The sequence below is a fragment of the Microcoleus vaginatus PCC 9802 genome (genome assembly GCA_022701275.1).
In the GTDB taxonomy this organism is placed as follows: Bacteria; Cyanobacteriota; Cyanobacteriia; order Cyanobacteriales; family Microcoleaceae; genus Microcoleus; species Microcoleus vaginatus_A.
In genome coordinates, this window is the sequence record CP031740.1 from 4,254,505 (window position 1) to 4,269,776 (window position 15,272).

The 15,272-nt window shown below is 47.0% G+C and carries 13 protein-coding genes and 1 pseudogene; 3 read left to right on the forward strand and 11 right to left on the reverse strand.

Translation table 11 applies throughout. From position 1 onward, the window contains the following. Nucleotides 1–251 precede the first annotated feature (251 nt). Nucleotides 252–1,679, forward strand: coding sequence for a glycogen synthase GlgA (gene glgA, locus D0A34_17295; protein UNU20397.1), 1,428 nt, complete (start codon nucleotides 252–254; stop codon nucleotides 1,677–1,679). Between the two features lie 133 nt (nucleotides 1,680–1,812). Here the strand turns inward: glgA and D0A34_17300 are convergent, their stop codons facing one another. The 3 genes from D0A34_17300 to D0A34_17310 all read right to left on the reverse strand — a co-directional run bounded on the left by D0A34_17300 (nucleotide 1,813) and on the right by D0A34_17310 (nucleotide 3,924). Continuing rightward, the gene (locus D0A34_17300; GenBank protein UNU20398.1) at nucleotides 1,813–2,241 is read right to left on the reverse strand and encodes a DUF1824 family protein; all 429 of its coding nucleotides are present in this window, start codon (nucleotides 2,239–2,241) and stop codon (nucleotides 1,813–1,815) included. A gap of 219 nt (nucleotides 2,242–2,460) precedes the next feature. Continuing rightward, complete coding sequence (gene rnc / locus D0A34_17305) at nucleotides 2,461–3,174, reverse strand: ribonuclease III (GenBank protein UNU20399.1); 714 nt, start codon at nucleotides 3,172–3,174, stop codon at nucleotides 2,461–2,463. Nucleotides 3,175–3,342: 168 nt separating this feature from the next. Next, nucleotides 3,343–3,924: an NYN domain-containing protein gene (locus D0A34_17310; protein ID UNU20400.1), complete on the reverse strand. Its 582-nt coding sequence runs from the start codon at nucleotides 3,922–3,924 to the stop codon at nucleotides 3,343–3,345. A gap of 663 nt (nucleotides 3,925–4,587) precedes the next feature. Here D0A34_17310 and D0A34_17315 point away from each other — a divergent pair. Continuing rightward, nucleotides 4,588–4,731: a high light inducible protein gene (locus tag D0A34_17315; protein UNU20401.1), complete on the forward strand. Its 144-nt coding sequence runs from the start codon at nucleotides 4,588–4,590 to the stop codon at nucleotides 4,729–4,731. 193 nt (nucleotides 4,732–4,924) lie between these two features. Here D0A34_17315 and D0A34_17320 read toward each other — a convergent pair whose 3' ends face one another. From D0A34_17320 to D0A34_17355, 8 genes and pseudogenes are all read right to left on the reverse strand, one after another. After that, nucleotides 4,925–5,137, reverse strand: coding sequence for a hypothetical protein (locus D0A34_17320; GenBank protein ID UNU20402.1), 213 nt, complete (start codon nucleotides 5,135–5,137; stop codon nucleotides 4,925–4,927). A 106-nt stretch (nucleotides 5,138–5,243) separates the two neighbouring features. Continuing rightward, nucleotides 5,244–5,462 (reverse strand): hypothetical protein, encoded by a 219-nt coding sequence (locus D0A34_17325; protein ID UNU20403.1) that lies wholly within the window; start codon nucleotides 5,460–5,462, stop codon nucleotides 5,244–5,246. Between the two features lie 466 nt (nucleotides 5,463–5,928). After that, nucleotides 5,929–6,321 (reverse strand): response regulator, encoded by a 393-nt coding sequence (locus D0A34_17330; protein ID UNU20404.1) that lies wholly within the window; start codon nucleotides 6,319–6,321, stop codon nucleotides 5,929–5,931. 359 nt (nucleotides 6,322–6,680) lie between these two features. Beyond that, the gene (locus D0A34_17335; protein ID UNU20405.1) at nucleotides 6,681–9,245 is read right to left on the reverse strand and encodes a PAS domain-containing sensor histidine kinase; all 2,565 of its coding nucleotides are present in this window, start codon (nucleotides 9,243–9,245) and stop codon (nucleotides 6,681–6,683) included. 365 nt (nucleotides 9,246–9,610) lie between these two features. Continuing rightward, nucleotides 9,611–11,857: a glycoside hydrolase gene (locus D0A34_17340; GenBank protein UNU20406.1), complete on the reverse strand. Its 2,247-nt coding sequence runs from the start codon at nucleotides 11,855–11,857 to the stop codon at nucleotides 9,611–9,613. Next, nucleotides 11,836–12,021: pseudogene (locus tag D0A34_17345) on the reverse strand (hypothetical protein). Before D0A34_17345 ends, D0A34_17340 begins: the two are co-directional and overlap by 22 nt. Nucleotides 12,022–12,078: 57 nt before the next feature. Then, the gene (locus D0A34_17350; protein ID UNU20407.1) at nucleotides 12,079–12,315 is read right to left on the reverse strand and encodes a NifU family protein; all 237 of its coding nucleotides are present in this window, start codon (nucleotides 12,313–12,315) and stop codon (nucleotides 12,079–12,081) included. A gap of 279 nt (nucleotides 12,316–12,594) precedes the next feature. Beyond that, complete coding sequence (locus D0A34_17355) at nucleotides 12,595–13,245, reverse strand: DUF3386 domain-containing protein (protein UNU20408.1); 651 nt, start codon at nucleotides 13,243–13,245, stop codon at nucleotides 12,595–12,597. 320 nt (nucleotides 13,246–13,565) lie between these two features. Here D0A34_17355 and D0A34_17360 point away from each other — a divergent pair, with 320 nt between their 5' ends. Further along, nucleotides 13,566–15,104 (forward strand): PAS domain S-box protein, encoded by a 1,539-nt coding sequence (locus D0A34_17360; protein ID UNU20409.1) that lies wholly within the window; start codon nucleotides 13,566–13,568, stop codon nucleotides 15,102–15,104. The last annotated feature ends 168 nt before the right edge of the window (nucleotides 15,105–15,272 follow it).

The window sequence follows — 15,272 nt, forward strand, 5'->3', positions numbered from 1 at the left end:
ACTGTCCCTCAGAAAGTGACAGATAAATTTGATTAGATCGTGAAAATTCTCGCGGGAGGGGAGTACGGGCGATCGCTCTTTTTGTCGCCGCACAGCGACGTGGATGGAAAAAGGGCGATCGCATTCTTGAATAAACTGCGATCGCTACAGCAACTCAGATTTATACTTGTTTTTGGACGGCGCGTTAATATTGTGTCGCTCGCCATTTAAACTTAATCTAGACTAACAATCTCCAGGAACACAAAAAAATAATGCGTATTTTATTTGTATCCGCCGAAGCAGCACCTCTCGCCAAAGTCGGCGGTATGGGCGATGTCGTCGGCGCTTTGCCTAAATTTCTGCGGCGCATGGGACACGATGTCCGCATCTTCATGCCCTACTACGGTTTTATCCCCGACAAAATGGACGTTCCCAAAAAACCTGTTTGGGATGGGGCTGCCATGTTCCAAAGCTTCTCGGTGTTTGAAACTGTTTTGCCGGGAACCGATGTACCTTTATACTTAATGCAACATCCATCTTTCTTGCCGCGCCGCGTTTACGGCGGTTTAGATGAAGATTGGAGGTTCACTTTCTTTGCCAATGCTGCGGCTGAATTTGCCTGGAATCACTGGAAGCCCCAAATTATCCACTGTCACGACTGGCATACGGGGATGATACCTGTTTGGATGAGCCACGATCCTGATATCAGCACAGTTTTTACTATTCACAATTTAGCTTATCAAGGGCCGTGGCGCTGGCGTTTGGAGCAGATGACTTGGTGTCCTTGGTATATGCAAGGTCACAATACCATGGCTGCCGCAGTACAGTTTGCCGATCGAGTAAATACAGTTTCACCGACTTACGCCGAGCAAATCAAAACCCCAGCTTATGGGGAAACTTTGGAAGGTTTGCTGTCTTACATCGGCGGTAAAGTATCGGGCATTTTGAATGGAATTGATACAGAATCTTACAACCCAGCAACTGACAAGTACCTCCATCAACAATTTAGTGTTGATACTATTGAAAAGCGCCCCGCTAATAAAATTGCGCTGCAAGAAGAAGTCGGCTTGGAAGTGAATAAAAATGCTTTTTTGATCGGCATGGTGACGCGGCTGGTAGAACAGAAGGGATTGGATTTGATAATTCAAATGCTCGATCTGTTCATGGCCTATACCGACGCTCAATTTATTGTACTCGGAACGGGCGATCGCTACTACGAAACCCAACTCTGGCAAATGACAGCCCGCTATCCAGGTCGGATGTCCACCCAGCTACTTTACAACGAGGCTCTCTCCCGGCGCGTTTACGCAGGCTGCGACAGCTTCCTGATGCCCAGCCGTTTCGAGCCCTGCGGCATTAGCCAAATGCTCGCCCTCCGCTACGGGTGCGTGCCAATGGTTCGCCGCACCGGCGGTTTAGTCGATACCGTTTCTCACAACAACCCGATCGACAATACTGGTACCGGTTACTGTTTCGATCGCTACGAACCCCTCGATTTGTTCACCTGCATGATCAGAACTTGGGAAGGTTTCCGCTACAAAGATAAGTGGAAAGAACTGCAACAGCGCGGCATGAGAGAAGATTTTAGCTGGGATATTTCGGCCCGGAAATACATCAACTTGTACAGCGATATTTTGGGACTGCCACCAGAAGAAACCGCACCGGAACAAGAGCCGGAATTGAGCCTTGGCAAGGGTTAATTTTAGTAAGGTGCGTCAGTCGGTGTTTGATTCAAATGAATCGAAGGGCGATCGGCTGACGCACCCTAAAGCTTAGTCCGCAGTCGGTTTTTTATTCAGTTTAAGCGATGATTGACTACTGACTACTGACAAATTAATCAACAAATAAATCGAGAGGTAAATGACCGTAAGTGCCAGTAACTCCACCTTCTGAGGCAGATTGGCACGAAATCAAAACGCCCCGGTAAGTTCCGGGATAGGCGTCAACATAATACGACCCCTTCAAAGTATTGAACTTAATATAAACCGAACCAGCAAATGAAGAGACAGCATTGGGATCTAAAACAACTTGATATCCCAAAGCTTTCAAATAAGCTTCTAAAGCTAAAAACCCCTCATCCGTCGAAGCAGCGCACACTCCCAACATTTGATAATCCGACAAACTTGCTACCAGCAAAATCGCTTGACGGAGGGCCTGTTTTTCCAGTGGCGATGCTACAGATTGCATATCCAGACAAGTGAAATCTTTGAGGATTTGCTGTGCTTCTTCAACAGTTAGGGTAGTCGGGTTTTGAGTAGACATGAATGGCTCTGATATTTCCCAAAATTACGATCGACAATCGGGCACTCGGCAACGAATTTCTGTCATTGCAACCCTCAATCGACGGCGGTAACACTTGCACAAGTCCTGATTATAGCCCATTGTGTGCTCGGGCCATCAATTCTGGCGATCGTCTTCGAGGGCTTGGCCAACGCCCGTACCGCAGAAAAAAGCTAGTAGTTTTTACCGATGTTTTCAAGTTTAGATCAGTCCGCGTTTTTTCAGCTTTGCTAGCGCATCTTCTGCTGCATTTTTCTCAGCATCTTTTTTGCTTTTGCCTTTACCTTCTCCATAAAGTTTCTCTGCGACATAAACTTTAGCGAGAAATTCCGGCTTGTGAGGTGTGCCTCCTGCTTGGACTGTCACGTATTTAGGCGGAGTCGTGTCACCATTGGCCTGTACCCATTCCTGAAAGCGATTTTTCGAGTCTACAGTCGATCGAGTTTCCACAACATTTTCGGGAACAGAATCAAACATTTGTTGCACAAAGTTGCGAACTTTGCCCATGTCTTGCGTGTCGAGATAGTAAGCGCCAATAAATGCTTCAAAAGTGCTGCTGAGCAAATTTGGATTAGTAATCCCACCTTCTCGATAAGCTCCTTTTCCGAGCCGCATTTTTAAGTCTAAACCTATTTCAGTAGCAAATCTGGCTAATTGTTTTTCATCTACTAATGCAGAACGCCGGCGAGTCAGTTGGTCTTCTCCCATTTCTGGATGACGCTGATAGAGATATTCGCCGCTGAGAAAAGTCAGCAAAGCATCGCCGAGAAATTCTAAGCGTTCGTTGTCTTCTTCGCGGAATGTGGGGTTTTCGTTGACGTAGGAACGGTGGGTTAGTGCTTGGCGCAGCAGTTTTTCATTTTTGAATTCGGGAAGGGTAATTTTGAGTTCTTGTGTTGGATTAGTTAATGGCATAGGAGTTTTGTAATGGTTATTGTTTTTGGAGTTGGCTGTTATTATGTGGACATGAAATAGCCGCATATAGCGCTAGTTTTGGAGAATCTAGTTTATCAAATAAACGGGATTTTTGCTATCTACGGCGGGGGTGAATATCGAGGAAATTTAGGCTACTCGTTTGTATGCCTAGATCGAATTCAGTATTTCATCCACAAAGTAGAATTTATCCGCCAGCTTTTTCAGACTTTTCCTTTCATTACCTTGTCGAGCCAAAATTATCACCTTTTTACCCTTGTTTTGTAGCTTAGGAATCAAGATTTCGCAATAGCCGTCTCCAGACAGAACGATAAATAGGTGTGGATACAAACTACTTGTTGCTTCTCCATAACAGTCGATAGACAGACTAAAGTCAGCAGCATTTTTGATAGAGTGGGGTACATTAACACACTCAAAACCAAGATTAACGAAGGTTCTTTTTTGAGAATCCTTATTTCCCTGTTGCCAATTGTCGTAAACCTTTCTGTTAACTACATATCCCAATGAATTCGCAAAGAGCAATAAGTTATTAGCTTGCTTTGCATTTGGGATGTTCTGATAATCCCAATAAATGGAAACTAAAGCTTGCTGTTGCTCGGTTGATGGGTTTGAGGTTGGATGATTGTCCGTCATTTGATTATGTCCTACAAAGAGGTTGACTGGACAGCCTCGACATATCGCGCATCTAGGATTAATGGAACGTTGTCTGTGGGTTTGCTCAAAAATGAACATCTCGGCACAGGACAATCTCTTACTACCAAATACTGTGATTTTGTAGGGATTTGATTAACGTCTTAGCTACAGGATTTATAGAACTGGAACGAGCTTAGTAGCACCCCGTTGAAAAGAAATTGAACTCAATAATGTTTTGATTTTCTCAAGCTTTTATCAACTTGTTAAAACGACATTAGACGTACTTTCTCCTCAACGGGGCGCTAGAAACTTGCCCCAGTTCTATAGCAATCCTAAATGAATTGTGGGATGGGCCGGAGAGCCCGTCTAGGCTAGAAGCCTGAACCACGTTCATAACTGACTTAGGATTGCTATATAACCCCTGTAGCTAAGACGACTCAATCAACATTCCTTAATTTTGAATGCGATATTTAGTTTTAGCTGCATTTTTAACCTAGCCTTCTAATTATTGGATGTCAAGTATTAACTCAAAATAATTTTTTTACATCCTTATACATCTCACCAAGGTTTTCGCCAACTTGACACCAATCGCCCGTCTTTCAATAAAAACCCTCTCCTCCTCCCCCCGGGAGCCCCTCTCCCTGCGGGCCCATCGCGCTGATCTCCGGCATTTGAACAGTAAATGTAAAAATATGTTGCAAACTTTGTACTGCTGTGTTAAGTTTAGTTACATAAGGTTGAAATTAAACGAGGTTTCTGGTCATGGAAAACAAAGACGCAAAGTTGGGCTTTACTGAGTTCGCTGAAACGTGGAACGGCCGTTTGGCAATGTTGGGCTTCGTTATCGGCTTAGCTACCGAATTCCTCACCGGTCAAGGCATTCTCTCTCAAATCGGTTTGATGTAATCAGCTTAACTGCATACAATAGCTGAAATTCCGACGATCGACCCCTTCACAAGTGCAAAAGCCCCCCCGCTAATAAGTCCCCTTCACTTCACACGGAAGGGGGCTTTTGCATTTTCTATCAAACAATCCAACAGATGGCAGCATCAAAAATCTTTTCCGTCTCCCTATTTATCGCGAGACTAACTCCAGCAAACTAAGCAATTCCTACCGAATCCAACATTCTCAATTTAGGAGTCAAAGCCGGATGTTTCACCAAACCGTCTCGTTTGTGAGTTCCCGCACTGTTACCTAAAATCATCTCCGACAGATCCGGCATTTCTTGCCAGCAGTGCGAGCAGAACCAATAAACGCGATTGTGGCGAGCGTGGCGGAGCAATTTAGAGGAGCAACAAGGGCAACTATTCATGATATTTTAAACCTTCTTTAAGATAATGCAGCGATAACCGAATCATTACAAAGATTGACGAGTGCCGGTGCATCTCAACTCCAGACACAACAATAAAAAATCTCTTTCACTCACAACTTTGAGTGTCTCGTAAGTAGCACTTTTGGAGGCCCAACAGCAACACCACAATCAGAAGCTGAACGCTCCAAGGAGCCCAAGAGAAACCCCAAATAAAACAACCCAGTCCCGCCCAAGCCACAAGAACAAAAATATCTTGAGAGGTTTGCCAGTAAATCCAGACTGCTGCCAGAGAAACTATTAGTAGCAAAATGTAAGCTGAGGGCATCGTCGTCTTCTCCCAATGTGTCTGCCAACAGTCAGGAGCGATCCCTGACCCTGTGCTTAAACTTAAAACTAAAACCTGAAGAACTTATGAAGACGAGTGAGTTGTTACAAAAAGTAAAATAATCCTGCCAGCTTATATTTTCCCGATAAATCAGTAGGAATACTGAGCTCATGGCTGAGGCCGAATCCGGTTAAATGAAGGCACTAGAAATAGGGACTTAGGCATCACCTATTTGTGTCAATTTCACCTCAAAGAGCGGCAGGGTTGAAACGCCTCTGCCCGACTGCGGTTTTTAGTCTTAAGCTGACAGGACAAAAGGCACAGCCCCTAAGTCCCTACAGATATGCCCAGCGCTCGACCCGATTCGATCGCTCGGCACCATACCAAAGAAACCAAGTTTTTTTAACTCTCTTTGCCTGCAAAACTACTGCTTGAAAAGCTGCACAATTCAATGCGCGCGATCGATCTATTCTTGCTCCCAGCCCAAAGCCTCAGCGACCTGAGCCGCCAAAAACATCGGTTCAAAAGGCTTAGCAATCACGCTCACCACCCCCAAATCCGCGAACATCCGCCTGTCCCCAGCCAGAGCCTTAGCTGTCAATAAAATTACCGGAATGTGCTGCGTAGCCTTATTAGCTTGTAACTGTAAAAAAGTAGTAGGCCCGTCTTGGTCGGGCATCATCACGTCCAATAGAATAGCATCAGGCTGTTCGGCAAGAGCCTTAGCAACGCCCTCGCGACCCGAACTCGCTGTCAGGACTTCCCAGCCCCCCACCACCTCAAGACTGACTTGAGCTACTTCCCGAATATCTTCCGCATCGTCAATAACCAAGATGCGCTTGGCAGTCAAAATTAACATTTTTTTAGGAATGAGAACTGATCACAGATTAGAGGCGAAATGTGAATATTTTGTAAAGCAAATTATTTTACCTGATCGGACTTTACAGTAAATTTTCAAAACTGTATAGCAGATGTTGAAGTAAGAAGGAAGAAGGAAGACCTAAGTTGTCATCGATCGGCAGGGTTTCAACTAAGAACGTCCTAACCGTCTGGCGCGCTTGCTGTAAAATATCCCCCCCAAAAAAAGCCGCTTTTCGACCTCAAATCGCGCTTTTTGCCTGCTGTCCCCAAACTGCATAAAAGGCTGAGATTGTTTGTCGATGACTCGATCGAACAATCTGCACAAAATCAGTAACTTTGGGTACACCTGGGTAGAAATTAACTTTCAGTTGCAAGCCCCTCCCTGAGAAGTGGCAGACTTAAGAAAAAAGTGCTGCCCTCCCCCAAAACGCTCTCCACCCACATCCGCCCCCCGTGCTGCTGCACGATACTGCGACAAATAGCCAGCCCCAAACCAGTACCTCCCTTCTGGCGAGAATCAGAAGCATCAACTTGTTGAAAGCGTTCAAAGACCATCTCCAGTTTGTCTGGCGGAATACCCCGCCCTTGGTCTTTCACAGCAATCACGATGTACCACGAGCTCGGAACTAGCAAGTGCGGAGGCGCGGTGGCAGGCTCAGGAGACAACAAAGACGGGGACGACACCGGCTTGTGCGCTGCTTTTTCTGGCACATCCGGATTGTGGGTCAACTCCCCGCTCAGCCAAACCGTAGCGCCGGAGGGAGAAAATTTTATTGCATTACTGAGTAAATTTGTCAAGGCTTGAATTAGCCGATCGGGAACAGCTTGCAATTGCGCCCCCACAGGCTTCACCGACAGAGTAACTCCCGCCTGCTGAGCCATTCCCTGCATCTCGTCAGCCGCTTGCAACATCAGCTCAGCCACATTGCAAGTTTGTTTGATGGCAGTGCTGTAACTTGACTCCATCCGCTCTAAATCTAGGATGTCGTTGACCAAGCGCACCAAACGGTCAGTGTTAGTGACAGCAATCTCCAGCATCCGCTTAGCTTTCTGGGGGTAAGCGTCAAGCAGGCCGCTGTTGAGGAGGCCCAGAGCGCCGTGAATTGAGGTCATGGGCGTCCGCAGTTCGTGGCTGACAACAGAGATGAATTCATCTTTCATGCGCTCGACGGCAAGTCGCTCCGTGATATCTTTAAAAGTCACTACAGCTCCAATAATTTCGCCTTGTTCTCGCATCGGAGCGACAACGTACTCAACCGGAAAACTGCTGCCGTCTCGCCGCCAAAAAATCTCATCGGTGACGCGCCGCGCCTCTCCGTCTTCCAAGGTGGCTAAAATTTGAGAACTTACCCGGTTCGGCAGCAGTTTGCCCGCCTGTGCGGCGCAGTGTGGGACAAGTTCAGAGCCTGAATTGATGTCTGTTGCAGGTGAGAGTCGCTGAATCGCCTTTGAGCATTCTTCCTGTGCACGGTGTAAGCTTTCATAGAGTGGTCGATCGATCAATTGCTTCGATTCGCACCCAGCCATTCTCACCGCCGCAGGATTGACAAAAGTTACTTTTCCCTCTTTGTTCAACCCGCAAATTCCTTCTCCTGCGGAGAACAAAATCATTTCTGTTTGGTGGCGGAGTTGTTCAAAGGCTTTTTCGACTCGCTTGCTGTCGCTGATGTCGCGAGAGATTGTCGAAACCCCCGTTACCGCTCCAGTGGCGTCTTTAATCGGAGAAATCGTCAGGGACACATCTATCTGTTGACCGTCTTTCCGCAAGTGCACGGTTTCGTAATGGTCGATGCTGGCTCCCGCCCTAATATTTTCCAATATTTGAGGCATTTCCTTGGGGCGTTCGGGTATGGCTAAAATCTCGATCGACTGCCCCTTGATTTCTGCGGCACAGTAGCCGTAAATCTTCTCTGCTCCTGCGTTCCAGCTCTGAATTGTCCCGGCGAGGGTTTTGCCGACGATGCCGTCGTCGGAAGACTCGACAATCGACGCCAAGCGCACGAGTTCGTCTCTAGTTTGCTTGTGTTCGGTAATGTCCCGACCCAAAATCACTATACTTTTGCGTCTGCCGTCGGGGTGAAATACAGGTACTTTAATCACATCGTAGATTTTCACAGTACCGTTTGAGCGGGGAATCACTTCTTCTCCCCTAGAAAGCTCACCTTTTTCCCACGCTTCTCTATCGCTCACCTCGCACGCCTGTAGCGCCTCGCGGTAAAAAATGCTGATTTCTCCTAGCTGAGAATCTTTGAGGCCGCGGTAGTCTATCTTTTCTAGCTCGAACACTTCCAATAGGGCTTGATTTGCCTCCTGCCACCTGCCCTCGCCATCTTTGAAGCAGACAATATCTGGCATGGCATTGATCAGCGAGTCAAGATAGGAGTTTTCTCGCAGTGCAGTTTCTAGCTCCGCCCGCTTGGCGATTTCCCGTTGCAGGTTTTCGTTTGCCGTTTGCAGCGAGTCTTTTAACAAACTTTTTGTAAAAGTCTGTTCTTTAATTACTTCCTGAAGTCTGTGGAGTTCTAGCGACTGCCACCTGCGGGCCAACAAATTCTCTACCCGCAAGTGCAGTTGGGCAGGTTCGACGGGACTTACTATCAAATCGTCTATTCTGCGTTCGAGTTGTTTTGCCTGCTGCGAAAAGGGCTGCTCAAAAAGAGCAGGCGTTTGGGATTTACTAACAAGCAAGAACGGTAAAAATATCGGCTCGGCGGCTGCTTTTAATGATTCTACCAGCGGCCCGATGCGATCGAAATTTGCCTCGTCGAGAATGCACAAGTCAAAAGCGATTTGGGGAAAGGGAAATTCGGAGTTGGGATCTAAAGCGCGCTCGAGTACGATCACCTCATGCTCGGTGTTGAGGTGGGCGATCGGCAAATTAGGTTGTTGGTGGCGATCGACCAAGAGTAAAATGCGGCTCATTAGTGTGTTAATTTCCCCATGACTAATGATAGGATGTCCGGTCAATTAACCATTATAGGGTTTGTAGTGAGGACTGAAGTCCTCTTGTTTATGAGGACTTCAGTCCTCACTACAAACAAATTTTATAGCCCTATATCCACCGGACGAGATCGAAAGTATCAAGGCATTAGGCAGCCCGAGTAGAAGCCCTAAGGCAATAAAAGTTGATAATTATTTAATTGTTTGTTCGTTCAAAATATGACTAATGACTGTTGACTAATTCAGTTAGGGGGGCGGGTTTATATGTATTTGCGTTTGCTGTTCTATTTTGTTTGTTAAACCCGCCCCTACAGACTAATGACTAAAGACTGATGACTAATGACTTTTTACGGCATTCCGATCTGAATTAAAGTATCTTCCGGCATACAGCTAGAGTAACAATCCCCTTCCGATAAAACCGCAATCAGCCTCACCTGCCAGTCTGGCATAATCTGCAAATCAGCCCAGGGCACTGCTACCTCCAAACACTTATCCACTCCCACTTGGGCCCTGCTGATGCGAGGCTGCCACTCATCGCCCTCTCCTGCTTCCTGAAACCAAATTGATTTCGTTAGCAAATTAATCTCTAACTGATGGTGGAATCGATAGTTTAGCGGTGCTTGGTCAGGCAAACCCGACAGGGGAATCAGACTGTTGTTCATCGTGCGATCGGGATAAAACCAGAACAAATTTAACTGCTGCGGGCAATCAATTCCCGGCCGCACCCCTACCTTGAAGTCGGCACGAATATAAAAATTCAAGTGGTCAACCCCGTACCAAAGGCGCTGAATTGCCGAACTCCGGTGCATCGTACCCCTGGCTCCCCCAACTTCAATCCGGCCGGCTTTGTCCCAATCCTGTTCGTTGCCGATACCGTCAATCACCGGGTGAATAAAGCTCAGCGGCAGGTGGTCGCCTTGAACCTCGTGTACCTCTACTTGCCGTCGCACTTCCGGGGGTACGGGTTCGCCGAGAGCTTCGTAAATCGCCGCTACGTGTTCCCGAAATAGCTGGTCGAACATAGCATCTTGGTTCGACGTGTGGCCTTCGCCAAACCACCAGAACCAGTCGGAACCTTCTGCAGCGTAAAGCGCTTCCCAAGCTTCTGGGTTGCTTTCTTCTGTGGCCTCTGGATGGTTTGCCAGCATTTGTCTCGCAGGTCCTAACAAGTCCCAAGCGCGATTTTTCGCGGGATCGCCGATCCAAGTTGTGAGGGAACCGTCTACCCAGGAACCGGTGTGCAGTTGGGCTGCGGGAATTGTTTCGGTTGCTGGGAATTGGTCGAGAAATTCCGAGACTGTGACTAATTTGATATCTGGATTATCGCTGAGAGTTTGATAGAGGGATTCTAAGAACGGTTTGCCGTCTTCGGGATAGAATTCCCAGCAATTTTCGCCGTCTAGGGCGATCGTCACTAACCAGGGATTTTCTAAAGCTGTTTGGCCGTCGGGTTGTCGGTGTTTGAGAGTTCTGCCGATCGCTTCTAAGTGTCCCACTAAATCTGATGCTGCTTTTTCCGGTTCCATCGAACCGTAGGTAAACCCGATCAAGTCGGACAATCTGTGGTCTCTAAATACTATGGCTAAATCGCCGTCAGGAGTTTCTAAACGGTAAGGGCGATATAAGAATTCTGGTTCGTAGACATTCCCTGTCGCGTCGCGGTTGAAAAAGTGTTTAATTGTCCACCCCAATACTGCTTCGTCCGAGACTATCCATTTAAAGCCTTGTTTGGCAATGTAGGGCAAAATTTCTGGGCTGACGGCTTGTTCCGACGGCCACAAACCGCGCGGTTGGCACTCAAACCGGTCTTGATACATTTCCCAGGCTTTTCTCAGGTGTCGGGGAATATCTTCTTCCCACTGAAACCGCTGTTGTGGCAGCGTCATGTTTGGAATGGCTATGCGACCGCCGTTGGTGTCGGCAAGCAGGGGTAAAATCGGGTGCGTGTAGGGGGTTGTAGAGACTTCCAATTGTCCCTCAGCTTGCATTTTACGGTGCTGGGGAATGATGCGAGCGAGGATTTCTTTTTGTTTTGAGTAGATGTTTTTTCGGTCTGCCAAACTAAAATTTTGTCCTTGTTTGAGCCACCCTGCAATCTCGGGGTCGTCCCAAAATAGCGGGTCAATCCAAGCTAAATTGTGCCACGCCAGCAAGTCGCTAAAATCCTGCAATTTCCAGTTTTCCAAACACCACTGAATGCCTTTTTCCTGCCGCTGAGTGTAGAGTTGAGCGTAGCGGGGGTGTGGCTGAATCAGGGTGTGGTAATTGGCGTCAAAGAAGTGTTCTAAAATAAACTCTTGTTCTTCGATATTTAAAGTTTCTGCTGGCTTTAATGTCACCGCCAAGTAAGGGTCTAATGCTCTGTCTGCGATGCAGTCTTCTATCTGCAAAATCAAGGAGGGAACCAAGTTTACGGTTTGATGCAGTTTAGGATATTTTGCCAGCATTAGCACTAAATCCAAGTAGTCTTTGACTCCGTGCAAGCGCACCCAAGGCAGTCGGTACTGGGCTGCTCCTGCGCTACCTGATACTCGGGATTTGTAGAGCGGTTGGTGTTGGTGCCAAATGAAGGCTACATAAAGGGGGTGAGACATTGAATTTGGTAATTGGTAATTGGTAATTGAATTTGGTATTTGGTAATTGGTAATTGGTAATTAAATTTGGTAATTGGTAATTGGCAATTAAATGTTGGTAATTGGTAACAGTCAACAGTCAACTGTCAACCGTCAACTGGTAATTGGTAACAGTCAACAGTCAACTGTCAACTGTCAAACGTCAACCGTCAACTGCCAACTGCCAATTGCCCACTGACTAATTACATTACCTGTTCGACTTCGGCAATTTCTGGGATAGCCTCGCGCAGGCGACGTTCAATGCCCATTCTCAGAGTCATTGTGGAACTCGGGCAAGAGCCACAAGCTCCTTGCAGTCTCAGGTGTACCACTGGCCCGTCAATTTCTACGAGTTCGACGTTGCCACCGTCGGATATCAGGTAGGGGCGCATTTCATCGAGAACTGTTTCGACGTTATCTCTGGTTAGTGCTAGTGTCATATTTCGCCTCTGTGATGATTTCTTGCAGTTGATGAAAGTTCGATTTGACTCAAGTACAGCATTCTCAACCCGCGCGGATTTAAGAAACCGGGTTTTTTGATAAAATACTTAGGCACTCAGGTGAGTCCGCGGCAGGAAACCCGGTTTCTGTCACGCTGATGCTCGATCTGAGTTCGCTCTCTCGTTCGATCGTAGCGTTACTTGCTGCCAAATCAAGTTGATTCTGATACGTTATCCAAAAAAACCCGTTTTATTTAAGAAATTGGGTTTTTGATCGCGCTACACTACTGCTGGTTCTAGCAGTTTGACGTTGGAGTAGTTGAACTCGGTTGTTGTCTGTTGACCTTTTTCTTTGGCTCGAACAACTTGCTTGGTCATGACATAATAGTCGCCTATCTTGTCAAAGGTATCTTCAAATTCGAGTTCTTTGATGATTTCGTCGGTTTGGGGGTTGCGGAAAACGGCATCGTAGTGGGTGGCCAAAGAACCTTCGGGTGTCTCTAAGCTTTTGTGCGTGTCAATTACGAAAGCCATGCGGCCCATCACCCGGCTGACTTGACAAATTGAGAGACCTCGGATTTTATAATTCGAGCCCATTGAGTCGCCTTGCACCAAGATGTCCACAGCGTCGGTGCTGTCCTTCTCGCCCAGGGTGAAGCTATTTTTGCCGTGAGATTTTTCAAATGTCGAGCGTTTGCGGTGGGTGACAATATCGCGCATTTGAGTGTAGACGCTTTGCTGCACTTCCTCATCTTGAATGCCGCTGACTTCCACGCTCATGTCGGGTTTGATGGAAACATGACCCGTATATACTTCGTCGCCCTGTTTGAGTTCAATATCCGCACTGTAACCGGGAAAATTGGCATCCCAGGTATAGCGGTGTTCGTAAGCAGCGCGAAACAAATCGCGAGCGTTGGCTTGCTCTGTCATAAATCCCTCTTTCTCTTGACACCCATCTAGTTTAGCTTAACCGCGAGAAGCCCCACATTCACTGGGTAGGGGAGTTACCCGCACTCCTGGCGAGCACTTGTTGGCGGTGCTGCTGGGCTGGCAATTAGGGCGCAACAATAATTTACTTTCTCTATCGGTTGCTATGATTTGAAAATAAAGTCACAAAATGCCTGGTTATTGAGAGCGCGATGGGTCGATCGCCAGACACCAGTCTTAGTTATGGGTTATCTTGAAAAAACTTGTGTCCGCTTTTTAGGGGTTGCACCCGCAGGCAACTATTAGATTCCCCCCTTAATAAAATGCTAGAAACTGTCTACAAACACTTAGAAACATTGCAGGAACAAGCTAGGGAATTGCCACACCCGCAACAGGCAATTTTCACAAAAATTTTGGAAGATTTATCAAATTCTCTACAGGAAATGGCAGGTAGCCGCTTGTTTGAAAGCGCAACAAATAACGCGGCAAAGCTGGTTGAAATTGAAAAAAATAATCGCCTCTTGGAACGCACTGTAGCCCAGCAAGTAGGGCAAATCAGACAGCTACGGGAGCAGTTGGAAAAACAAATTAGCCAGCATCGCAGGGACACTCAAGCATTAACTAAAAGTGAAGCCAAACTGCAAGCTATGCTGCGTAATTCTCCCGATCTAATTAGCATTGTTGGCTCGGACGGGCGAGTTCGATACCACAGCGGAACCCTACAGCGGCTTTTGGGTTACAACCCAGAAGAAAGAATTGGCAAATTTCACGGCGAGTTAATTCATCCAGACGATTTGCTGGCTTGGCAGACGTATTTTGGTAAGTTGTTAGAATCTCCAGGAATTGGGGGCGCAATCGAATATCGGAAACGCCACGCTGACGGTTCTTGGATATACATGGAGTCGATAGGTAACAGTTTGCTTTACGATTCTAGCGTGCAGGGAATTATAATTAATTCGCGGGAAATAGGGGAACGAAAGCAAGCCGAAATCGCAGTCCGAGAGTCGGAACTCCACTACAGAGTTATGTCGCAAATTACTTCGGATTTTGCCTATTCTTTTAAGGGACTGCCCGATGGCAAGTTCACCTGCGAGTGGGCGACAGAAGCTTTTGAGCGCTGCAGCGGGATCGTTCCTGAAGAATTAGAATCGTTTGGTTGGTGGAACTCCGAACTCGTTCATCCCGACGACAGGGAAATGTTAATTAAACAATTAGAAGGGTGTACTTTCAGTCGCACTGGAGCTAATGAGTATCGCATAATTAATCAAAAAGGCGAGGTGCGCTGGGTGCGGGACTACTGGCAGGTGGTGTGGGACAAAACTGCTGAACGGGTTGTCCGTTTGTGGGGCGCTTGTCAGGAAATTACCGATCGCAAGCAAGTAGAATTGAAACTGCAACTCGTTAACCAACTTTTGCAAGCCCAGATAGCATCGGCGCCACTGGCGATTAACTGTACCAGCAATGACGGCAATACCGTTGTTTGGAACCGCGCCGCCGAACAACTTTTTGGCTGGACTGCGGCTGAGGTTTTAGGGAAACCTTTACCGAATATTCCTGAAGGCCAAAAGCAAGATTTTTACGCGCTGCTAAAGTCTGCGTCTAATGGCAAACCGCAAAACGGTTTGGAAGTATCTTTGTTGAAAAAAGACGGTAGTTCGATCGATGTTTGGCTTTGGGCCGCACGCGTGCGAGATGCGGGCGGTCAAACTGTCGGCAGTATCAACATATTTTCTGATCTTTCAGAACGCAAGCGCATAGAGGAAGAGCGCCAAAAACTAGCAGCGATGAAAGATATGGAGGAACCTTTTTGGGCGCGCTATGTCAGCCCTCCAAAAACTCCCAAAAAAAAGGGCAGTGGGTAATTCTATCAAGCACAAGTTAAAATCATTAAAAGTGCGAAAGTGCAATCTTATGCTTGCAATATCCTTTCCGGTCAAATAACCTATTTGATGGCAGTCCTTCGAGCGGACATAATATGATAAATACACCGCGCTACCACGTGTATTAGTCGCTATGCTGTACTGTGTAAA